This is a genomic window from Streptomyces sp. 71268, from assembly GCF_029392895.1.
Lineage (GTDB): Bacteria > Actinomycetota > Actinomycetes > Streptomycetales > Streptomycetaceae > Streptomyces.
Genome location: NZ_CP114200.1, coordinates 450,222 through 470,820, shown reverse-complemented (window position 1 = coordinate 470,820; position 20,599 = coordinate 450,222). Strand labels below are relative to the sequence as shown.

General features: G+C 72.0%; 20 protein-coding genes. 13 read left to right on the top strand and 7 right to left on the bottom strand.

Annotation, left to right across the window (positions count from 1 at the left end; translation table 11 throughout):
• Positions 1–25: 25 nt before the first annotated feature.
• Together OYE22_RS01730 and OYE22_RS01725 are read right to left on the bottom strand one after the other, a co-directional pair.
• Positions 26–1,381 carry a serine hydrolase domain-containing protein gene (locus tag OYE22_RS01730; RefSeq protein WP_277318723.1) on the bottom strand — a complete coding sequence of 452 codons (1,356 nt, stop codon included), beginning with the start codon at positions 1,379–1,381 and terminating at the stop codon, positions 26–28.
• A gap of 157 nt (positions 1,382–1,538) precedes the next feature.
• Positions 1,539–2,765 carry a cytochrome P450 gene (locus OYE22_RS01725; RefSeq protein ID WP_277318722.1) on the bottom strand — a complete coding sequence of 409 codons (1,227 nt, stop codon included), beginning with the start codon at positions 2,763–2,765 and terminating at the stop codon, positions 1,539–1,541.
• Between the two features lie 1,934 nt (positions 2,766–4,699).
• Here OYE22_RS01725 and OYE22_RS01720 point away from each other — a divergent pair.
• Positions 4,700–5,395, top strand: a complete 696-nt coding sequence (locus OYE22_RS01720; protein WP_277318721.1) for a flavin reductase family protein — start codon at positions 4,700–4,702, stop codon at positions 5,393–5,395.
• On the opposite strand, the gene OYE22_RS01715 is transcribed toward OYE22_RS01720, so the two are convergent.
• The 3 genes from OYE22_RS01715 to OYE22_RS01705 form a co-directional block, all read right to left on the bottom strand.
• Positions 5,320–5,766, bottom strand: a complete 447-nt coding sequence (locus OYE22_RS01715; protein ID WP_277318720.1) for a hypothetical protein — start codon at positions 5,764–5,766, stop codon at positions 5,320–5,322. The two genes, OYE22_RS01720 and OYE22_RS01715, sit on opposite strands and share 76 nt — an antisense overlap.
• Positions 5,767–5,880: 114 nt before the next feature.
• Positions 5,881–6,402, bottom strand: a complete 522-nt coding sequence (locus OYE22_RS01710) for a DUF6463 family protein (protein WP_277318719.1) — start codon at positions 6,400–6,402, stop codon at positions 5,881–5,883.
• The gene (locus OYE22_RS01705) at positions 6,399–7,082 is read right to left on the bottom strand and encodes a TetR/AcrR family transcriptional regulator (protein WP_277318718.1); all 684 of its coding nucleotides are present in this window, start codon (positions 7,080–7,082) and stop codon (positions 6,399–6,401) included. The genes OYE22_RS01710 and OYE22_RS01705 overlap by 4 nt, the downstream gene beginning before the upstream one ends.
• Before the next feature lie 241 nt (positions 7,083–7,323).
• On the opposite strand from OYE22_RS01705, the gene OYE22_RS01700 reads away from it, so the two are divergent.
• Together OYE22_RS01700 and OYE22_RS01695 are read left to right on the top strand one after the other, a co-directional pair.
• Positions 7,324–7,806, top strand: a complete 483-nt coding sequence (locus OYE22_RS01700; RefSeq protein WP_277318717.1) for an MSMEG_6728 family protein — start codon at positions 7,324–7,326, stop codon at positions 7,804–7,806.
• A 145-nt stretch (positions 7,807–7,951) separates the two neighbouring features.
• On the top strand, positions 7,952–9,082 hold the full coding sequence (locus OYE22_RS01695) for a spore photoproduct lyase family protein (RefSeq protein ID WP_277323941.1): 1,131 nt from the start codon (positions 7,952–7,954) through the stop codon (positions 9,080–9,082).
• Between the two features lie 67 nt (positions 9,083–9,149).
• Here OYE22_RS01695 and OYE22_RS01690 read toward each other — a convergent pair whose 3' ends face one another.
• Entirely contained in the window at positions 9,150–10,184 is a 1,035-nt protein-coding gene (locus OYE22_RS01690; protein ID WP_277318716.1) for a YncE family protein, read from the bottom strand.
• 266 nt (positions 10,185–10,450) lie between these two features.
• On the opposite strand from OYE22_RS01690, the gene OYE22_RS01685 reads away from it, so the two are divergent.
• The 9 genes from OYE22_RS01685 (at position 10,451) to OYE22_RS01645 (ending at position 18,770) form a co-directional block, all read left to right on the top strand.
• Positions 10,451–11,506, top strand: a complete 1,056-nt coding sequence (locus OYE22_RS01685) for a type II toxin-antitoxin system Phd/YefM family antitoxin (RefSeq protein ID WP_277318715.1) — start codon at positions 10,451–10,453, stop codon at positions 11,504–11,506.
• A 536-nt stretch (positions 11,507–12,042) separates the two neighbouring features.
• On the top strand, positions 12,043–12,795 hold the full coding sequence (locus OYE22_RS01680) for an alpha/beta hydrolase (RefSeq protein ID WP_277318714.1): 753 nt from the start codon (positions 12,043–12,045) through the stop codon (positions 12,793–12,795).
• Entirely contained in the window at positions 12,792–13,262 is a 471-nt protein-coding gene (locus tag OYE22_RS01675; protein WP_277318713.1) for a hypothetical protein, read from the top strand. The genes OYE22_RS01680 and OYE22_RS01675 overlap by 4 nt, the downstream gene beginning before the upstream one ends.
• Positions 13,263–13,880: 618 nt before the next feature.
• Positions 13,881–14,714, top strand: coding sequence for a HipA family kinase (locus OYE22_RS01670; RefSeq protein WP_277318712.1), 834 nt, complete (start codon positions 13,881–13,883; stop codon positions 14,712–14,714).
• Entirely contained in the window at positions 14,711–15,106 is a 396-nt protein-coding gene (locus OYE22_RS01665; protein WP_176165502.1) for a DUF3037 domain-containing protein, read from the top strand. Before OYE22_RS01670 ends, OYE22_RS01665 begins: the two co-directional genes overlap by 4 nt.
• Positions 15,107–15,242: 136 nt before the next feature.
• Positions 15,243–16,004, top strand: a complete 762-nt coding sequence (gene fabG / locus OYE22_RS01660; RefSeq protein WP_277318711.1) for a 3-oxoacyl-ACP reductase FabG — start codon at positions 15,243–15,245, stop codon at positions 16,002–16,004.
• A 37-nt stretch (positions 16,005–16,041) separates the two neighbouring features.
• Entirely contained in the window at positions 16,042–16,812 is a 771-nt protein-coding gene (locus tag OYE22_RS01655; RefSeq protein ID WP_277318710.1) for an SDR family oxidoreductase, read from the top strand.
• A 214-nt stretch (positions 16,813–17,026) separates the two neighbouring features.
• Complete coding sequence (ung, locus tag OYE22_RS01650) at positions 17,027–17,707, top strand: uracil-DNA glycosylase (protein ID WP_277318709.1); 681 nt, start codon at positions 17,027–17,029, stop codon at positions 17,705–17,707.
• Between the two features lie 382 nt (positions 17,708–18,089).
• Positions 18,090–18,770, top strand: coding sequence for a hypothetical protein (locus tag OYE22_RS01645; protein ID WP_277318708.1), 681 nt, complete (start codon positions 18,090–18,092; stop codon positions 18,768–18,770).
• 78 nt (positions 18,771–18,848) lie between these two features.
• Here OYE22_RS01645 and OYE22_RS01640 read toward each other — a convergent pair whose 3' ends face one another.
• Positions 18,849–19,298 (bottom strand): DinB family protein, encoded by a 450-nt coding sequence (locus OYE22_RS01640; RefSeq protein WP_277323940.1) that lies wholly within the window; start codon positions 19,296–19,298, stop codon positions 18,849–18,851.
• Between the two features lie 399 nt (positions 19,299–19,697).
• Here OYE22_RS01640 and OYE22_RS01635 point away from each other — a divergent pair, with 399 nt between their 5' ends.
• Complete coding sequence (locus OYE22_RS01635; protein ID WP_277318707.1) at positions 19,698–20,597, top strand: Gfo/Idh/MocA family oxidoreductase; 900 nt, start codon at positions 19,698–19,700, stop codon at positions 20,595–20,597.
• Positions 20,598–20,599: the final 2 nt, after the last annotated feature.

Here is a 20,599-nt window from a genome sequence, read left to right as displayed (position 1 = left end):
TCCCGAGCGCGGCGGTGAGCGGGCGTCAGAGGTCGGCGGTGCGGCGCGCGGTGCGACCGGAGATCTGCACCCGGTCGACGGCACCGCTGTGCGGATCGCGCAGGAAGCGACCGCCGGGCAGGTGCCGGCCCGAAGCCGGATCGACCAGGTCACAGGTGAGGTCCGGGTAACAGACCAGCGGCGCCGGGGTGTCGCCGCCCACGGACAGCGCGAGCGCGCCCTCGGCGTCCGCCGTGACGCGGTACTCCAGAGCGCCGTTGCGGTACGTCCCGGCGCACTGGGGGAGCGACACGGCACGGCCCCGCTCGGGGGCCCGGGCGGCGGTGGGGACCCGCAGCCCGGTGATGTCGGCCAGGCCGTCGGCCAACGCGTGCCACAGCTCGGTGCCGTTGCCGCCGTTGCAGGTGAAGGCCACCACAGCGGCCAGTTCCGGTTCGGCCCGCAGGTGGCAGGAGGTGCCCTGCGCGTTGCCGTCGTGGCCGCACCACAGCGCGGTGCCCTCCCGGAAGAGCGCGAGGCCCGCGCCCCAGCCGTCGGCCAGGACGCCGGGGTCGGCACCCGCCACGGGTCGGCGCATCTCCTCGGCTGCCTCCGGCGCCAGCACCGAGACGGGCCCGTGCCCGGCGACCACGCGGCCCAGGGCGACCAGGTCCAGCGCGCTCGCCAGCAGGGCACCCGCCGGGGCTTCCACCGGAGCCAGCGTCTGCCGTACGGGAAGCGCCCGGCCGCTCGACGGGTGGACGGCGTGCCCGCCGGCGACCGGCCGGCGCGGCGACCGGTCGCCAACGAACGCGGGGACCGTCCCCAGGGGTTCGAGGACCAGCGTCCGCACGGCCTGTTCCCACGGCATGCCGGTCACCGCCTCGACGACCCGCGCCGCGGCGACGTACCCGGCGTTGGAGTAGGAGAACCCGGAGCCGGGCGCGCCCACCGCGGCCCCGGCGGCGCAGTGCGCGGACAGGTAGCGCGCCGTGCTCAGCGCCGCCGCCTCGTCCGAGTCGGGGCCGGTCGACAGCCCGGCCGTGTGGCCGAGCAGTTGGCGCACGGTGAACCGCGGCGCGCGCCGCAGCTCCGGCACGTGGTCCGCCACCGGCTCGTCCAGGTCGATGTCCCCGTCGGCGACCAGGATCATCAGGGCCGTGGCCGTGTAGGTCTTGGTGACGCTGCCGATCGGGACCGCCGTCTCGGCGGTGAACGGCTCACCTGTCGCGGCGTCCGCGTGCCCGGTGTGCGCGGCGTGCGTCACCGAGTCGACGTGGACGGCGAGTTGGGCCCCGGGCACCCGGTGGGCGCGCGCGAGGTCGGTCAGTAACTCGGTCAGGGGGTCGGATAACGGGCGCGTTCGCCGGCTGGCGCTCGGGGCGGTGGGGACGTGGGACATGGGACGAAACTCCTGGAACTCGATACTCGCGGGAGCGGCGCGGCCGCCTGGCGTGGCAACGGCCCCCGGTGGGGCGGCGCGCACGCAATCCCGGTCCGGCCACCGCCGGGCGACCGGTCTTCCTCGGGCGGGCCCGGCCGATGACCGCGGGACCCGCCTATCCGGCGGTACGACGCGGGGCCCTGCGCACGCGCAGCGGCAGGTGGCGGGGGCCGACGATGACGGCCGGGTTCTGCGTCACGATGCCGCCGCGGTCGGCGACGGCGATGTCGGAGAACCGTTCGAGCAGCAGCCGCAGGCCGATCCGGGCCTCCATCCGCGCCAGCGGGGCGCCGAAACAGAAGTGAATGCCGTGACCGAAGGTCAGGTGGGGGTTGGGGTCGCGGGCCGGGTCGAAGGCCTCGGCGTCGGCGAACCGGGTCCGGTCGCGGTTGGCGGCACCCAGGTGGGCCGTCACGATGGCGTCGGCCGGGATGACCGCGCCGCTCAACTCCACCTCCCGGGTGGTGCGGCGACCCAACTCGGGGAACGGCGGCAGGAAGCGCAGCACCTCCTCGGCGGTCCGGGGCAGCAGCCCGGGGTCGGCCCGCAATGGCGCGACCGCGTCGGGGTGCCGGTCGAAGCAGAGCAGGGCGTTGCCCAGCAGTGCGGTGGTGGTGATGTGCCCGGCGACCAGCAGCAGGGCCACGAAGCCGACGATCTCCTGGTCGCTCAGCCGCGTGCCCTCCGCCTCGGCCAGGACCAGCTTGCTGGTCAGGTCGTCGCCGGGGTTCTTGCGGTGGTGGCGGATGTGGTCCAGGAAGTAGCCGTTCATCTCGCGCACGGTGGGCGCGATGGCCTTCAGCGCCTGCTCGATGTCGGCCATCTCCAGCGTGTCGCCGAGGTCGTCTCCGCCGAACAGCGTGGTCGCCCACTCCTGGAACAGCGGCCGGTCGCTGACGGGTATGCCCAGTAACTCGGCTATGACGATGATGGGGAGCGGATAGGTCAGGGCGTCCACGGCGTCGAACTGGTCCTGGCCGTCGACGGCGTCGAGCAGTTCCTCGGTGATCGCGTGAATTCTCGGCTCCAGGTCGGCCACCACGCGGGGCGTGAACGCCTGGCTGACGAGGGCACGCAGGGTGCGGTGGCGGGGCGGGTCCATGCCCACGAAGTTGCCCTGCCGGAAATCCTCGAAGTCCTCCTGGGTGGGGGTCAGCCCGGAGAAGTCGGAGGAGAAAACCTTCGGGTCGGAGAGGACCTGGGCGACGTTCTCGTGATCGGTCACCAGCCACGTTTTCCGCTGCTCGTCATAGCGCACCGGTGCGCCCTCGCGCAGCCCCTCCCACCGGCTGACCAGTTCCTCGTACACGAACGGCGCCTCACTCGCCCTGCTGCCGGTCACCGGTCCCCCTTCAGTGTGAACTTCCCGGAGAGGCTCGTTCCTCGCCGGTTGGACGCATGCGGCAGTCATCGACGCCGATGGGCCTCGAAAGATGTGGACGCCATGCTCCACCGCAGATTTTTATCACAGGTCGTTCACATATCTGCCCGACTTCTGCTTAATTCCTTGGTGCGGACACGGGAATGGGGCGGCGGCCCTGACCATTCTGATCAGGTGCGGACTCGTCCGCAGTCGAAATGGTGTTCGCGTATTTCGATCCAGTGGTACGCGAAAGGGCGGCGCGACGGAAAAGCGAATACGGGCAGGCCGAAATCTTCGCCCGGCAGAAAGTCGCGTCAACAGGCAGCTGGGAGTGGGGCGCCGAACCCTGCTATCGCTCCGCACATCACGCGACGTGGGACGCCGGGAAACGCCAAAGTCGGCGAATCCCCACCGGTGCCGCGCTGTGATTCTCGACGAAGTCGCCGCTCCGCCCCGACGCCGGCGCCGTGGGCGCGCGGTCAGCGGACCCGGCGCCGCCGGGCCCCGTTCGTCGACGGTCGCGGCATACGGCTCCGCCTACCGCTCACACCTCTGGTGGGGGCGCGGTCTCCCATGCCACGCCTCCTTCCGCTTCCTCGGGCCGAGCCCCTTGCCGCCCCTTGGCGCATGCCATTGGGACCATCCCCTCCGAAACCCCTGATCATGGACCGCGCAGGCCGACGAAGCCCCCTCCTTCGACCTGCCCTTACCGCGAGCACGCGGTGGCACGCCACCACAGCTCGCCTCCGTCCCGCACACGCCGCGTGAGAAGCCCCCTTCTGCGAAGCGTGTTTGCGGTGTCCTCTCCGGTCGATCAAACGGCACGTGCTCAAACCGTCGAACGCTGGGCGCACGATGCACTGGCAAAGAGTGCCCGGAAAAGACAGACGAAAACGCTGGGATGTGAACGTGAGTGTGTCTGATGGTACTGACGATGAACCCTCCGACGCTTTCACGCCACCCAAGCCCGGCCGACAGTCTTCACTTCTCGCCGCGTGATCGCAACACTGCCCGGAGGTGCGGGGGGTGATTTCGTGCCCCATTTCCTTACTCGACGGTAGGGAGCGAAACCTCTGTTGCGGACGGGGCGGGTGGTTTCCCGCTAATCGTTACTCGCAAGTAGATGGTTGCCGAGGGTTCTTATGTGCGTGTGGGGCGATCGGTGGACACCCCGCTGACCAGTGCTCTTGAAGGAAAGAGGGTGACTCGGTCAAGAGTGATCCCAATCGAAAGCGGCACGTCAACAGGAGGTTAGCTGGCCGCATTCGCCGTCTTGCGCCGGGTGGTGCGCTGCGGTATTGCCGTGCGCCCCCCTCTGGGGAGGGCTGTCGCGTTTTCGACGCCGTGCCGAGGAAAAAGGAAAGGAAAACGTTGTCGGCTGGTAGGAGCAGTACCATTTGCTCGGCAACGGATCGCACCCGGCGGCCGGCTCCAGAGCCCACGCGGACACTTTCCCCCAGCCCGCACCCGCCCCACGCCCGTCGCGACGCGACTGACGCCCCCCGCCCGTACTGGCCGCCCCCTTGCTTCACCCGCCGGCAGCACGCCGATACCCGGGCCCGGCCTCACACTCGGGGCGACAGGCGTACGCCGGAGCGCCGCGCACCGACGTGATGTCGCCGGCGGCGGGCGAGCCGGGCGTACGCGCTCACCTCCGGCCGCCGGAGTGCGCCGGTCGGGGTGTGGCACGGGAGGCGGGCCCTCGATGCCGCCTCGAACACACGACGCACCGATCGACGGCAGGCAGGGGACCACGATGCGCGATCCGCCTCGGTGGACAGCACATGTGGCGGCATAGACCTTCAGCCAGCCGCCGGCTGTCCGAGCTGGAGCGGGCTACCCGGGGCGGGCGGCGGCGACCACCGTTGTCACTTCGGCCCCGGCCGAAACGACCCGATTTTAGGCTGCTCGCCATGAACACGGCACCCCCCAGCACCTTGCCCGCACAGACAGTCGCCACCCACCTGGAGATCGAGCCGAGCATCCTGTACTTCGGGACGCCGGTGGTGCTCCTGTCGACGGAGAACCAGGACGGCTCGTTCAACCTCGCCCCGATATCCTCCGCATGGGCCCTTGGGCGGACGGTCGTAATCGGACTGGGCCGTGAGGGGCAGACCGCGTACAACCTCGGCAGCCGCCCCGACCTGGTCATCAACCTGCCGGCGCCCAACCAGTGGCCTGCGGTGGAGCGGTTGGCGCCGCTGACCGGCCGGAATCCGGTGCCCACGAGCAAGCCCGAGGGCTGCCGCTTCGAGCCGGACAAGTTCGCCGCGGCCGGTATGTCCAGCGAACCGTCCCATCTGGTCCGGCCACCTCGCGTCGCCGGATGCCCGATCCAACTGGAGGCCCGCGCCGAGCGGGTGCGGCTGGATGTCTCCGGGGACTTCGTCATCGTCGAGGCCGTCGTGTGCACGGTGCACGCCGACTCCCGCATCGTCGTCCCCGGCACCGACCACATCGACCCCGCCGCCTGGAGCCCTCTCATCTACAACTTCCGCCACTACTTCGGACTCGGCCCGGAGCTCGGCCACTCCTACCGCACCCAGACACCCCGCGACTTCGAGGAGCCTGCCCCGGAGCCCGCGCTCGCCGACACGGCGCTCAACTGAGGGGGCAGGGCCCTTCCGCGCCCCGAGCGCTCGGCGTCGGCCCCGGTGCCCGGGGCACTGTCCTTCGCCTCCCACTTGGCCTTCCGGGCCTTGCCGTTGTACTTGGCCGTGGTCCGCTCGATCGGCTGGCTGGGCGGGGAGTAGATCTTGGTCGCGTCCCGGTTCTCGGCATTACAGCCACCGGCCGACGGGGTCGCCGTACCGAGTCCCATGAGGTTGTCGGTCACCGGCGTGTACGCCGCGCCGATCGACCCGTTCTGGTGGGTCGTCCGCCCCGAGTTGCGGATGCGCATGGTCGGCGGGAAGCCGCCCCGTTCGGCGAGGCGGTCCGGGTCGACGTTGAAGGCGCCCGCTGCCAGCCCCGCTGTCACCTGGGCAAGGAGAGCGCCCGGCCGCCGTGTCGGGTGGGCGCCGATTTCCGCGGCTCTGGTGGGCTCGGTCCGGTGCGGCGGGCGGCGCCCGGCCTGCGGCGGGGCGCGCCGGTGTCAGGGGCGGTCGCGGCTTCCGCGCGCGGACCGCCCGTCCGCCAGTGCGAGGGCGCCGATGCCGATCAGGGCCCAACTCCCGGTGACGGGGAAGTAGATGGCCGAGGTCGGGATGCCGAGGAGGAGCAGGTACCAGCCGAGCTGTGGCGGAACCCGCCCGGTGGTACGCACGATGTGCCGGGTCAGGGTGCCCAGCGCGAGCAGCGTGACGCCCGCGGCCATGAACCACACGGACGCCTCGCGCGGCCAGTACCCGTCCGCTTCCGTGTCGACGACGGTGCCGACGAAGCCGTCCCGCACGATGTCCGTCCAGGCGTTCGGCTGGGCGAAGGCCCAGCCGAAGTGCAGTACCGCCGTCGCGATCAGCAGCCTCGGCACCCAGCGGCCCGGCGCGCCGATCGGCCGCGCGCCGCCGGGACCGTCGGGGCCGTGGGCCTCGCGAGTGACCGGCCCCGTGCCGTCCGGCGCGGAGTCGGCGGTGGGTCGGTCGGAGAAGTGGTGGCTGTGCTTGTCGATGGTCACGCTTCCTCCCAGGGCCCGCCGGGCGCCAGCCGGGAGGCGAGCCGGTAGATGTCGCGGAGTTCCTCCGCGGGTAGCGGGGGCACGAGGTGGCCTCCGCCGACCAGCACCAGGTAGAGCAGCCGGGCCAGGGGTAGCCAGTCGCGCGACTTCCCGTCCGCGCCGGTGTGGACGCCACCCGTCTCGGACGCGACGGCCGCCGCGCCGGGGGTGATGGCCTGGCTCGCGGTACCCAGGGCCGGGGACGGCGTTGGGCGCGCGTCGGCCGCCGCGTCCGGGGCCGCGCTCTCGCACAGCAGGTCGTGCAGGTAGGCGATGCGCCGCTCGTCGATGCGCCGCTGTGCCGCGCGGGCCTCGACGTCCCCCAGCGCCCAGGCGCGGACGGCGACTTCGAGCCCCGGACGGTCGCCCTCGTCGGCGAGTGCCAGGTCGAGCAGGTGAGTGAACTTGGCCCCGGTCGGGCCGGGGACATCCTCCACCGCCTCGATGAAACGGGTCGTGGACTCGGCCTCGAAGTGGGCGAGCAGTTCGGTCCTGAACCCGGTGATGCCCTTGAAGTGGTGGTAGAACGAGCCCTTCGTCAGACCCAGATCGCCGCACAGCCGATCGATCGTCACGGCTCCCGCCCCGTCGGCGGCCAGCACCGCGAGCCCCGCCTCCAGCCAGTCCCGCTTCCCCGCCATGAGCGCACCACCCCACCCGTCGAACGCCGACCCCGAGACTCGCCCACGCGGCCTCTCTCTCCGTACCATACCGTATGGTACGGGCGATGGCGACGGTGATCAGGAGCAGCCGACGCCGACGCTTTGGGCGCTCCATGGCATGGCCGAAAGGGCGCGCCGCGTCTCCGGTCGCCCCGACCGCACCTCCCGCCCCGGGTGACACCCGGGTGAGTGGGAGCCCCGTCGTGGGGACACGAGGTACATGCAGACATTTCTCCCGTACGCGAACTTCTCCGACTCCGCGGCCGTCCTGGACCCGAGGCGTCTCGGCAAGCAGCGCGTCGAGGCGCTCCAGGTGTTCCGGGGGTTGACCGTGCCGACGTACGGGTGGCGACGGCACCCCGCGGTGCGGATGTGGGCCGGGTACGAGGAGGCCCTGGTGCGGTACGGCCTGGACGTCTGCGCCACCTGGACCGCCGAGGGGCGAGCCGACACCTGCTCCCTCACCCTCATCACCGACTACCGCGCCTGGAGCCCGTCGGCCGAGGTGCGCGAGCAGGCCGGGCTCGCGACGGCGGGCGAGCTGCCGCCCTGGCTCGGCGACCCCGCGTTCCACCGCAGCCACCAGTCGGCGCTGGTGCGCAAGGACCCCACGTACTACCGTCCCCACTTCCCCGGCGTACCGGACGATCTTCCCTACCTCTGGCCGGCCTCCGACCGGGCCGGCGACGGCCGGGCGGGGTAACGGCCGGGACTTCGTAGACTTGGGCAAAAGCCTCGGTATCGGTCACGGCTCAGGTGGCCGATGAAGCTCGCGAGGAAGCGGAGTGGAGCGGACAATGGGACGACCTCCCCGGGAGCCGGCCGGCGAGTCCGAGGGCCTGTTCGGCATGGCGGAGCTGGTGGCCGCGGCCACGCCCACCCGGGCACGGGAACACCGGCCGTTCCGCGACGGGCCCCAGGCGCGCGGACTGCTGCGGGTGAGGGAGATCCACGCTGAGCCGGCCGCCGCCGCGTCCTGGCGGGGCCGGCAGATCATCGCACGCTTCCCCGACGCCCAAGTCATCGAGACGGACTCCCACTGGCGCATCCCGCACCTCCACGGCAACCAGGGGAACGTCGAGCGGTGGGTCAGGATCAAGCGGGAGACACTGGTCCTCGGCGAACGCACCTCCCTCGCCGTCCGCCCCAACGGGCGGTCAGCCGACTGGATCGCCCCCGGCCTGTCCAACGGATGCGCCATGGCCTGCGCGTACTGCTACGTCCCGCGTCGCAAGGGGTTCGCCAACCCCATCACCGTCTTCACCAACGTCGACCGCGTCCTGGGGGCCCTCGGCCGCCACCTCGCCGCCACCGGCCCGAAGAAGGAGCCCAACCAGTGCGACGAGCGGGCCTGGGTCTACGACATCGGCGAGAACGGCGACTGCTCGGTGGACGACCTGATCAGCGACAACACCGCCGACCTCGTCCGCGCGTTCCGCCGCTGGCCCACGGCCAAGGCGTCCTTCGCGACCAAGCTGGTCAATCCCGACCTGTTGCGGCTCGACCCGCAGGGCCGCACCCGCATCCGCTTCTCCCTCATGCCGCCGGACGACTCCCGACTCCTCGACATCCGGACCAGCCCCGTCCCCGCCCGCGTCGAGGCGGCCGCCGACTTTCTCGACGCCGGCTACGAGGTGCACTTCAACCTCTCCCCGGTGGTGATCCGCCCGGGCTGGCGCGAGGCCTGGGACGACCTGCTGCGCATGATGGACGACGTACTCCCGCACCGGGTGAAGGAGCAGGCCGCCGCCGAGATCATCATGCTCACCCACAACCAGGACCTGCACGAGGTCAACCTGGACTGGCACCCCCGCGCCGAGGACGTCCTGTGGCAGCCGGACCTCCAGCAGCCCAAGAGGTCCGAGAACGGCGCCCTGAACGTCCGCTACCGCAACACGGTCAAACCCCAGGCCGTCGAGACCCTGTCCCGCATGATCCGGACGCGCGCGCCCTGGCTGCGTGTGCGGTACGCCTTCTGACCTCCTGCGAGAGCCGGCCCCAGGCCGCACGCCGTCGGCGCGTCACCCCGGCCTTCCGTCCGCGTCCTCAGTGAGCCCGGGCGGCGGGCAGAAGTACCGAGACGTCCGGCTCCGACCGGGTGGCGAAGCCGCCGGTGACGGTCAGGCGGTCGAGGTCGACGACGGCGATCCGGTCGCGGTCGAGCAGGGACACGTACGCCACCGCCTCGTCGGGGTGGAGCGAGACGGCGGCCGGGACTCCGTCGAGCCGCAGGGTGCGCAGGGGCCGCAGGTCCGCGGTGGCGCACACGGTGAGGGTGTTGCCGACGATGTCCGTCACGAGCAGCCGGTCCTCGTCGAGGGTGTAGACCCGCAGCGGGTCGCCGCCCACCTTCCGGCTCCGCCGCACCCGCATGGTGCGGGCGTCGACGGCGACCAGGGTGGAACTCCCGCGGGCGCCGACGAACAGCGTCTCCTCGTCCGTGCTCAGGCAACTGCTCTCCGGTAGCTGCCCAGGCGTCACGAGGACCGGGGTAACCGCAGCGTCGTACGGCCTGACCAGGCTCACCGTGTGCGACAACAGACCGGTGACATAAGCCCGTTCACCGTCGCGGGTGAGGGAGAAGAGGTGGGTCTTCACCCCGTGTGTCGGCACCGCCCTGGTGGGCGCCCGGTCGGTGGCCGGATCGTCGAATCCGAGCAGCACCGCCTTCTCCTCGCTGAGCGCGTACAACCGGTCCCGGTCGTCGATGCCCATGCCGTGGACGCGGTTGTAGGGGCGGATGTCGATGGTCCGGGACAGGGACCGCTCGTGGAGGTCGACCACGAAGACGGCGGCGCCGCCCTCGCCGATGGTGGAGGCCATGCGGACGCCGTAGTGCCCGACGTAGGCGTAGCGCCGCCGCGAGTCGACGACCATCTCATGGGGGTAGTCGGGCAGTTGGACGGAGCCCAGGCGCCGGCCCGACGTGACGTCGTAGAAGCTGACCGCGTGGCTGCTCTTCTCCACCACCAGCAGCACGTCACTCCGGGCGGCGGTCCCGGAGGCGCCCGCGGCGGACTTCGGCAGGCCACTGGCGAGCGCGCCGCCGCCCGCCGCCTTGACCACCGTACGACGTGCCACCACGTCTCCACCTCGTTTCCTCGACTCCGAACACTGTGACCCCACCAGCCTCTGCGAGGACCCCGCTCCCCGTGGCGTGTGACGCAGGTCATATGTGCCACTCGATCGGTTCGCGCGACAACGCGAGGCATGGCGGGGGCATCGCCCGCGGACCCGGCCGCGTGCACGTGAGGGGCGACCGACCCGAGGCTGGGAGAGGTCGCCGCCAACGACCAGGCCGGCTCCCTCCGGGCTCGGTGTCAGTCGCCGTCGGTAGTGTCCCGCGTATGGACAACGTTGAACTGAGCGACGCCGTAGCGGACTTCGCGGGTCTCGTCGGTCGCGTCGAGGAGACCGGCGAGCGGGTGTGTGTCGTCGACGGCGGGGAGCCGACGAGTGTGCTCCTTCCGGCGGCGGAACTCGCCGAACTGGAACACTTCGCCCAACGGGACCACGGCGGAGCGCGACACCGACCCAGGTCCGGATCGGGACAGGGGCACCCGTTCGGGCCGGACCCGCAGGGCCCGTACATCCGGTACGTGCACGTCGACGGGGGGCGGATGACCTTCGTGCGGGACCGGGTGGTCGTGGCCGAGCTGAGGTCCGTGGCGGAGGTCGACTGGCTGGAGGACAGGGCGCGCATGGCCCGCCAGGGCTACATGCCCCCGAAGCAGGCGGCCGCGTTCGAGGAGTTCCTCGCCCGCCAGGGCCCGGTGGGCGACGGCATGGCGTGGATCGCCGGCAGTTGGCGCGAGCAACAGCCCTTCACGGAACTCGTCTTCATCAAGGGGTCGTCCGCCGAGGACGTCGCCCTCGCCTACGGGGCCGACGCGCAGGACGTAGCCGACGGGCTGCTGCTCCACCAGGTCGAGGAGCGCGACGCACGGGAGGGCACCGACGACCTCACCCGCGTGCTGGCCTTCGGGGAGGAGAACGGCTGGACGTGGCTGGGCTACCACGACTTCGACGATGCCTTTTCGCGCTCTCTCGACCCGCCCCCCGAGCAGGAGATCACGCTTCGCGCGACCATGGGCAAGGCCATCTACACCTTCGACTACCGCGAGGACGGGGTGTACCAGAACCCCTTGCCCGTCGAGGACGGCGCCGAAGACCAGCGGGACATGTACGAACTCATCTGGTACACCCCGGGCGAGGCGCCGTTCGCCCCGGAAGCGCCGCTGTCCTTCCTCAACCTTCACCTCCGCATCGCGGAGAAGGCGGGCAACTGGACGGACAACATCGCGCTGTTCTTCGAAGGCCTGGAGCGAGCCTTCGGCCTCACCCTGCCCCGAGACGCGATCACCTCCGGAAACGTACGCTGCGCCCGACCGGCCCGCCGCTGAACCCGGGACCCGAACCAGCGCCGTCGCGTTCCCTCGTGTCACGGACACTTCACGTACCTGCCAACTCATCCGGAGGGTAACGGGACAGGCAGACAGGCACTACGGGCCGCCGGCGTGGCCGTCACCGCGGCCACCGCGCTCGTGGCGGTACGTCAGTTACGACAACGGCGCGCACTGGAAGAAGCTGGCCGTCAGTGCCGGCAAGGTGTCGGTGAAGAACCCGGGCGCGGGCAAGACCGTCTCGTTCCGGGCCCAGGCCACCGACAAGCAGGGCAACACCGTGTGCCAGACCATCCACGAGGCGTACCGCACGCGGTAACCCCCTCCCACACGACGGCCCGCCGGTCAGCGTCACCCCGGTGGGCCGTCGCCGTACGCCCGCCCACGCCACCGACGCGGGCGAGGGCCAGGCAGCGGTCCACGGCAGAGGCCGGGTACCGGTACCGGCCGGGTCGGGCCGGGCGCGGAAGGAGCAACCGCCGGTGTCGCCCCGCCCCTGGCGCCCCCGATGCCTTTCGAGGAGCGAGGGTGGAGACATGGAACAGGAGACACTGGGCGGGATCTTCACCCGGAGGTTCGGACCCCCGCCGCGCGCGGGCGCCCCCGCCACGCTGCTGGTGCACGGGCTGGGGCTCTCGGGGCGCTACTTCGTGCCGCTCGCGGAGCGGTTGGCCGCGCACGGGAGGACGGTGCTCGTACCGGACCTGCCGGGCAACGCGCGGTCGCGGGACGCCGCGCGCGGCGCCTCCAGCCCGGAGCGGGCCGCCGCTGACCTGGCGCGCTGGCACCGGCGCCTGGCCCTGGGCCCGAGCCTGGTGGTGGCCAACTCGGTCGGCTGCCAGGTGGCCGCGGCCCTCGCCGCCCGCGCGCCCGGCCTGGTGCGCCACCTGGTGCTGACCGGCCCCGCGCTCGAACCGGGGACGTCCGGCTGGCGGCTGTGCGGCCGGCTGCTCGCCGACGCGCCACGGGAGCCCCTCTCGCTCCTCGTCGTGGCCGCGAGCGACTACCTGGTCACCGGCCCGCTGCGGATCGCCGGCTCCTTCCGGTACGCGCTGCGGGACGCCGCCGCGTCCTTCGAGGCCAATCTGCGCCGCGTCAGCGCGCCGACCCTGGTTCTGCGGGGCACGGGAGACACCATCGCCTCGGGCCCCTGGGCGCGGCACGTGGCCCGCACCGTGGTGGACGGGCGCGCGGTGGAGGTCCCGGGGGCCGCGCACGCGGCCCACTACAGCGCTCCGGACGCCGTCGCCGAGCGGATCGAATCCTTCACCACGGAGGTACGCGCGTGAAACCGTCGCGGGCGCCCGGCCCCTCGCCCTGGCTACGGCTGCTGCCCGACATCTCATCCGAGCGTCGCGGGTTCGTCCTGGCCTGGTGGGGCTTCGCCCTCACGTTCGGCGGAATGCGCCTGCTGACCTGGCTCATCCACATCGAGGTGGCCGGGCTCGGTGACGTACAGACCGGCGGGGTGCACATCCACCACTACGTGTGGGGCATTCTGCTGCTCGCGGTGGTGGGGGCAGCCGGCCTTGTCGCACGCTCGGCGCGGGCACGCGCCTGGATGGGACTCGCCTACGGGATCGGGCTGGCCCTCGTCGTGGACGAGGCGGCGCTGCTGCTCAGCCTGGAGGACGTGTACTGGGACACCACGGGCGGGATCAGCATCGCCCTGGCCATCGCCGTGATCGCCGTGGCGGGCAGCGTCCTCGCGGCGACGCGCGAGGGCCGCGACGCGGACGAGTCGGACGTCGGGTGAGCGAGCCGCGCCGGGCACCGCCCGCGACAGCCCTCAGTCGTGGCGGTGGTAGCGGGCGAACACCTTCTGGGGCGCCTTCGCCATGGCCAGGGCGATGGTGAAGAGGTCGAAGCCCGTACCGCCAGCTCGGGGAGAACGCGCGCGGGGTCGAGGATGCTGTGGTCGGCCGCCGCGGCGACCCGGCGCGGACTTCGGGTGTTTCGAGGCAGCCCGCACGGTCCGCGTCGGCCCGGACGTTGACGTACGCCATGGCGATCACGCAGCCGAGGCGGTGCCCCCCTTGGAGCGCGGAGCCGGTCGTGGAAGACCCGCTACTGCCGCAGCACAAGCGGCGCCGGGTGGAAGCCGCGCAGAAGGTCCTGCCGAAGGAGGCGAGGGTGGCCCGGTGACTCGGACACTCTTCGCTCGCGGTCACCCTCGGTTACTATGCTCACTTCATGCCGGAAGCGGGCAGCAAGGGGCGCGGCACCATCGACGGTCTGCTGGGGGAGCGGGAAAGGCCGGCTCGCCAGCCGAAACTCCCCAGAGCCTCCCCAGCCGTTGACCGGTGATTCCTGCCCTACGCCCCGGAGAAGTCGTCTGTGGATGCAAGGCTGAAGAGATGGGTGGCCTGGGAAAGTGTTGGAAGAGGTCGTAGCGACCCGCTATGTCACGCCCCTGCGTGAGGGTGGGTCGCTGCCCGGGATCGTCGAGGCCGACGATCTCGGTACGTACGTCATGAAGTTCACCGGCGCGGGGCAGGGGCGCAAGACGCTGATCGCCGAGGTCATCTGCGGCCAGCTCGGCAGGCGGCTCGGGCTGCGGGTGCCGGAACTGGTGCGGATGCAGCTTGACCCGGTGATCGGCCTGGGCGAGCCGGACGAGGAGGTGCAGGAACTCCTCAAGGCCAGTGGCGGACTGAACCTGGGCATGGACTACCTGCCCGGCTCGATCGGCTTCGACCCGCTCGCCTTCGCGGTCGACCCCCTGGACGCCGGGCGAGTGGTGTGGTTCGACGCGCTGATCAACAACGTCGACCGCTCCTGGCGCAACCCCAACCTGCTGGTCTGGCACGGCGAGCTGTGGCTCATCGACCACGGCGCGACCATGATCTGGCACCACAACTGGCCCACCGCCGCCCAGGCCGCTACCAGGCCGTACGACGCGTCCGACCACGTGCTCGCACCGTTCGACCCGGACATCGCGGCGGCGGCCAAGACGCTCGCCCCCAAGGTCACCCGGGAACTGCTGACCGAGGTCGCCGCGGACGTACCCGACGAGTGGCTGGTCGACGAGCCGGGGTTCGAGGGGCCGGACGGGCCCGATCGGCTGCGCGCCGCGTACGTGGAGCGACTGCTCGACCGGGTGGCTGCCACCCATGAGCGGATCAAGCTCGGCCCGCCCACGACGCAGCGCCCCACCCAGGCGCCCGCGTGGCTCCGGGTCTGGGCCGAGGGGAAGGCGGCGAAGTGAGCGGTCTGCACAACGGACGTGATGTCTTCGAGTACGCGGTGCTGCGCGTGGTGCCCAGGATGGAGCGCGGCGAGCTGATCAACGCGGGGGTGGTCCTGTACTGCCACGCGCGGTCGCTGGTCGCCGCGCGGACCCATCTCGACGAGGGCCGGCTGCGGGCGCTCGACCCGACGGCGGACGTGGCGGGCGTACGGGCCGCGCTCAACGCCGTCGAGGGCGTCTGCCACGGCGGCCCGGAGGCCGGACAGGCGGCGGGTGACGCGGCCGGGCGTCGGTTCCGGTGGCTGGTGGCCCCGCGCAGCACGGTGGTGCAGCCGGGCCCCGTACACACCGGGCTGACCACGGACGCGGAGGCGGAGGTCGAGCGGCTGCTCGACCTGCTGGTGCGTTGATCGTAGGTCCCGTTGACAGGTGGTGGCCCGGCTTCTAGCGTCTCGTCTGCTGAAGCTACTAAGCGGTTGCTCAGTCCTTGGTCGGGGTGCCGGCGCCGGACGCGGGCGACGCTTTCCGAAGGCGAGGAGAACCCGCATGTCCACCACCGAACAGCGCGTTGCCATCGTGACCGGCGCGGCTCGCGGCATCGGCGCGGCCACGGCCGTGCGGCTGGCCGCCGAGGGCCGCGCCGTCGCCGTGCTCGACCTGGACGAGGCGGCCTGTCAGGGCACCGTCGACGCCATCACGGCGGCGGGCGGCACGGCGCTCGCCGTGAGCTGTGACGTCGCCGACGCCGACCAGGTACGGGCCGCGGTGGCGCGGGTGGCCACGGAACTCGGCGCTCCGGTGATCCTGGTGAACAACGCGGGCGTGCTCCGGGACAACCTGTTGTTCAAGATGAGCGAGTCCGACTGGGACACGGTCGTCAACGTCCACCTGCGGGGGGCGTTCCTGATGTCGCGGGCGTGCCAGAAGCACATGGTGGACGCGGCGTTCGGGCGCATCGTCAACCTCTCCAGCAGCTCCGCGCTCGGCAACCGTGGCCAGGCCAACTACGCGGCGGTCAAGGCCGGCCTCCAGGGCTTCACCAAGACCCTCGCCATCGAGCTGGGCAAGTTCGGCGTCACCGCCAACGCCGTCGCCCCCGGCTTCATCGCCACCGACATGACCGCCGCGACGGCCGAGCGCGTGGGCATGGGTTTCGATGACTTCAAGGCCGCGGCGGCCTCGCAGATCCCGGTGCAGCGGGTGGGCGAGCCGGACGACATCGCCAACGCCATCGCCTTCTTCACCGGCGAGCAGGCCGGGTTCGTCTCGGGCCAGGTCCTGTACGTGGCCGGCGGCCCGCTCAACTGACGCGCAGGTGGCACCAGAACGCGAGGGAGGACAGCTCATGACGACAGCGAACAGCGAGAAGGTCGCCCTGATCACGGGCGGCAGCCGGGGCATCGGCTACGGCGTGGCCGAGGCTCTGGTGGCCCGCGGCCACCGGGTGTGCGTCACCGGGCGGGGCGAGGACGCGCTCACGGCGGCCGTGGAGGCGTTGAGCGCAGCGGCCCCCGACGGCGAGGGCCGGGTGATCGGCGTCGCCGGCAAGGCGCACGACGAGGCTCACCAGGCGGTGGCCGTTGAGCGTGTGATGGAGACGTTCGGCCGCGTCGACTTCCTGGTCAACAACGCCGGCACGAATCCGGTCTTCGGCCCCATCGCCGAACTGGACCTCGGGGTCGCGCGCAAGGTCTTCGAGACCAACGTGGTCTCGGCCCTCGGCTTCGCCCAGCGCACCTACCGGGCCTGGCAGAAGGAGAACGGCGGCGCGATCGTGAACATCGCCTCCATCGCCGGCGTCGCCCCCTCTCCCTTCATCGGCGCCTACGGCATGAGCAAGGCCGCGATGATCAACCTGACGGTGCAACTCGCGCACGAGATGGCACCGCTGGTGCGGGTGAACTCGATCGCCCCCGCGGTCGTCAAGACGAAGTTCGCCGCGAGCCTGTACGAGGGGCGCGAGGAGGAGGCCGCCGCGGCCTACCCGCTGGGCCGGCTCGGCGTACCACGGGACATCGGGGGCGCCGCCGCCTTCCTGCTGTCGGACGAGTCGGCGTGGATCACCGGCCAGAACCTGATCGTGGACGGCGGCCTGTTCCTGAACGCCGGCGTCTGACGCCCACGGCGTCCCGGGCGCGCCACCCGCGCGCCCGGGACGGCGGGTTGGGAGCACGGGGCGGCTCCACCGGCTCCGACGGCTCGCGTGGGGTCCGGCGGGGGCGCGACGGCTCGGGGACGGGCGCGGGGGCGTGCGGCGTGCGGCGGCCGTTGTCAGTGGTCGGGGGTACGTTCGTATCCGTCAAGCACGAACGGACCGGAGGAAGACCCAAGTGACCGACATGCTGCCCGAGTCCTGGCAGGACGCTCTGGGCGACGAACTGCACAAGCCGTACTTCGCGCGGCTCACCGAGTTCGTCGAGGAGGAGCGGGCCCGGGGCCCGGTGTACCCGCCGCGCGAGGAGGTCTTCGCGGCGCTGGACGCCACACCGTACGACCAGGTGAAGGTGCTGATACTCGGTCAGGACCCGTACCACGGCGAGGGCCAGGGACACGGGCTGTGCTTCTCGGTGCGGCCGGGCGTGAAGACCCCGCCCTCGCTGCGGAACATCTACAAGGAGATGCAGGCCGAGTTGGGCCACCCCGTTCCGGACAACGGCTATCTGATGCCCTGGGCCCGGCAGGGCGTGCTGCTGCTGAACGCGGTGTTGACGGTGCGCTCGGGTGAGGCCAACTCCCACAAGGGCCAGGGTTGGGAGACCTTCACGGACGCGGTGATCCGGGCCGTGGACGCCCGGCCGGACCCGGCCGTGTTCGTGCTGTGGGGGAACTACGCGAAGAAGAAGCTGCCGCTGATCGACACCGAGCGGCACGCGGTGGTGCAGGGCGCCCACCCGTCGCCGCTGTCGGCCCGGAAGTTCTTCGGCTCCCGACCCTTCACGCAGATCAACGACGCCGTCGCGGCGCAGGGTCACGAGCCGATCGACTGGCGGATACCCGACCTCGGCGCGTAGTCACGCCGGTCGGGCCCGCCGACGGGCGAGCCGGGGCGCGGCCGTCGGGAGGGGCGGGGCGCGACCGTCGGCGGAGGCGGGGGCAGGTCAGTGACTGTGTGCCCGCCTACCGGCCCGGCCAGGTCGTTGCGCCCGGGTGTCGCCCGGCCGGCCCGGGGTGGTTGCCCGGCCCCGCTACCGGCGGGCCGGGCCCCCGCCCCCCTCATCGCGAGCCGCGCGCCCGCGCGTCGTACGTTCGGCGCCGTGCCCGGGGCGTACGCCGCCCGGGTCGTATCCGGGCCGGTCCCGTCCGCCCGCTGGCGCCTGAGCCGTATTCCCGGTGGCTGCGGCTAGCGTCGGGGCCGACCAGGGGGACGGCGGAAGGACTGATGGGAGGCGGGCCATGGTGGCCAAGCGGCAGGAGGAGGCGTCGCCGGACGCCGTGCTGACCCGGATCGGACAGGCGGTCATGCTGCACCGGGGCGGAGACCGTGAGGAGGCGCGGAACCGGCTCGGGGAGCTGTGGCAGGAACTGGGTGTGGAGGACGACACGCTGCACCACTGCACGCTGGCGCACTACCTGGCCGACACCCAGGACGACCCGGCCGACGAGTTGGCCTGGGACCTGCGGGCCCTGGCCGTCGCCGACCGGCTGATGCGGGACCACGACGCATGGGCCGAGCACGACGGTGCGGCAGCCGAGCCGGTCGCGGAGGGTGCGGAGCGCGCGGCGCGATCCGGGCGGCCACCGCTACGGGAGCAGCCGTGTTCGCCGGGGGACGACGGCGAGGAGGCGGGGGAGCCGGGCGCCACCGAGGCCGCGGAGACCAGCCGGCGACGGGCGGTGGCGGCGGTGCGTGGCCTGTATCCGGCACTGCACCTCAACCTCGCGGCGGACTACGCCAAGCTCGGCCGCCCGGACGCGGCTCGCGCCCAGCTCGACCTGGCCAAGGCGACGTCCGGGGCGCTGAGCGACGACTCGTACGGCAAGGGGGTACGCACGGCGATCGGACGCCTGGCGCTGCGGCTGACGGACACCTCGGGCGAGCCCGCGCCGCCGCCCGGCCAGCACCCCTGGGCGTAGGGCACGCGGCGGCGACTTCGGGCCACCGGGCGCCGACGCGGCGGGCTGCCATGGCCGAGGCGACGCGGCCGGTCGGCGCTACTCGCCGGTGGCGCCGTCGATGCGCTCGCGGATGAGGTCCGCGTGGCCGTTGTGCCGGGCGTACTCCTCGATCATGTGGACGTAGATCCAACGCAGGCTGTACAGCTCCCCCCGGCGCTCCCCGGTGTCGTCGAGGGTGCGTCCGGCGGCCACCTCCCGGGCCCGCTCTATCTCGGCGCGCCAGGTGGCGATGTCGGTCGCGAAGTCGGCCTCGGTCAGGTCGAAGTCGCCGTCGTACTTCTCGTCGGTCCAGTACAGCGGCGGGGCGTCCGTCCCGCCGAGGACGCGGCGGAACCACGTGCGCTCGACGTCGGTCATGTGCCGCACGAGGCCGAGCAGCGAGAGGGGCGAGGGCGGCGTGGACGCCTCGCGCACCTGGGCCTCGGTCAGGCCCTCGCACTTCATGGCCAGCGTCTCGCGGTGGTAGTCGAGCCACGCTTCGAGCATGCGGCGCTCCTCCGCGATCAGCGGGGGTTCGCGACGGGTCGTCGCAGTGGCCACGGGGGCGGTGGAGGTGTTCTCGGGCAGGGTCATGGCGGACATCATGGTCCGCCCACTGGCCACGGGCCACGCATTATCCGGCTGCCGCGCTCCTGCAGGGGCCGCGCGGGCGAGGCAAGCCGCTGGTAAGCGTAGCGGCGCCGACACGTATGCTGCCCGCGCGGAGCAACAGACAGCTCAGACACAACAAGCGTCACAGACACACGGACATCAGAAACACCGCGAGCACCACAGACAGCACCGCACAGAGAGAACCGCACGAGCACCGCGCCGCCGCCGTGGCAGGCGGCCCCGGCACGCGGGCGCACACAAGGCGCGCGGTGGGCGCGCCAACGAGGAGGACCCGTGAAGGTCGGTTGCATTGGGCTGGGAGACATCGCGCGCAAGGCGTACCTGCCGGTCATCGCCGCCCAACCGGGCGTCGAACCGCACCTTTCGACGCGTACCCCGGCCACCCTGCACAGCGTCGGGGACGCGCTGCGCATCCCCGAGTCGCAGCGCCACACGGACCTCGACTCCCTGTTGGCCGCCGGCCTCGACGCGGCGTTCGTGCACGCTCCGACCGCCGCGCACGCCGAGATCGTCACACGCCTCGTCGACGCGGGCGTGCCCACATACGTGGACAAGCCGATCGCCTACGACCTGGCCGACTGCCAGCGGGTGGTCGAACTGGCGGCGGAGCGCGAGGTGAGCCTGATGGTGGGCTTCAACCGGCGGTACGCGCCCGGGTACGCGCAGTGCGTCGACCACCCGCGCGATCTGATCCTGATGCAGAAGAACCGGGTCGGCCTCGCCGAGGACCCGCGCACGCTGGTGTTCGACGACTTCGTCCACGTCGTCGACACGCTGCGGTTCCTGGCCCCCGGACCCATCGAGCACGTCGACGTCCGCGCGAAGATCCGCGACGGGCTGATGCACCACGTGCTGCTCCAGCTCTCCGGGGACGGCTTCTCGGCCGTCGGCACGATGAACCGGATGAGCGGCTCGACCGAGGAGATCCTGGAGATCTCCGGTCAGGGCGCCAAGCGCCAGGTGCTCAACCTGGCCGAGGTGATCGACCACAAGGGACAGCCCAGCGTGCGCCGCCGGGGTGACTGGGTGCCGGTGGCCCAGCAGCGGGGGATCGAGCAGATCACGCTGACCTTCCTGGACGCCGTACGCGAGGGGCGGCTGCTCGACGCGCAGGACGCCCTGCGCACGCACGAGTTGTGCGAGCGCGTGGTCACGGAAGTGCTCACCGCCTGACG

Coding starts and splice junctions, on each gene's coding strand:
- OYE22_RS01730 (WP_277318723.1), bottom strand. CDS start 1,381: ATGTCCCACGTCCCCACCGCCCCGAGCGCCAGCCGGCGAACGCGCCCG.
- OYE22_RS01720 (WP_277318721.1), top strand. CDS start 4,700: ATGAACACGGCACCCCCCAGCACCTTGCCCGCACAGACAGTCGCCACC.
- OYE22_RS01705 (WP_277318718.1), bottom strand. CDS start 7,082: ATGGCGGGGAAGCGGGACTGGCTGGAGGCGGGGCTCGCGGTGCTGGCC.
- OYE22_RS01700 (WP_277318717.1), top strand. CDS start 7,324: ATGCAGACATTTCTCCCGTACGCGAACTTCTCCGACTCCGCGGCCGTC.
- OYE22_RS01695 (WP_277323941.1), top strand. CDS start 7,952: ATGGCGGAGCTGGTGGCCGCGGCCACGCCCACCCGGGCACGGGAACAC.
- OYE22_RS01685 (WP_277318715.1), top strand. CDS start 10,451: ATGGACAACGTTGAACTGAGCGACGCCGTAGCGGACTTCGCGGGTCTC.
- OYE22_RS01680 (WP_277318714.1), top strand. CDS start 12,043: ATGGAACAGGAGACACTGGGCGGGATCTTCACCCGGAGGTTCGGACCC.
- fabG (WP_277318711.1), top strand. CDS start 15,243: ATGTCCACCACCGAACAGCGCGTTGCCATCGTGACCGGCGCGGCTCGC.
- OYE22_RS01655 (WP_277318710.1), top strand. CDS start 16,042: ATGACGACAGCGAACAGCGAGAAGGTCGCCCTGATCACGGGCGGCAGC.
- OYE22_RS01645 (WP_277318708.1), top strand. CDS start 18,090: ATGGTGGCCAAGCGGCAGGAGGAGGCGTCGCCGGACGCCGTGCTGACC.
- OYE22_RS01640 (WP_277323940.1), bottom strand. CDS start 19,298: ATGCTCGAAGCGTGGCTCGACTACCACCGCGAGACGCTGGCCATGAAG.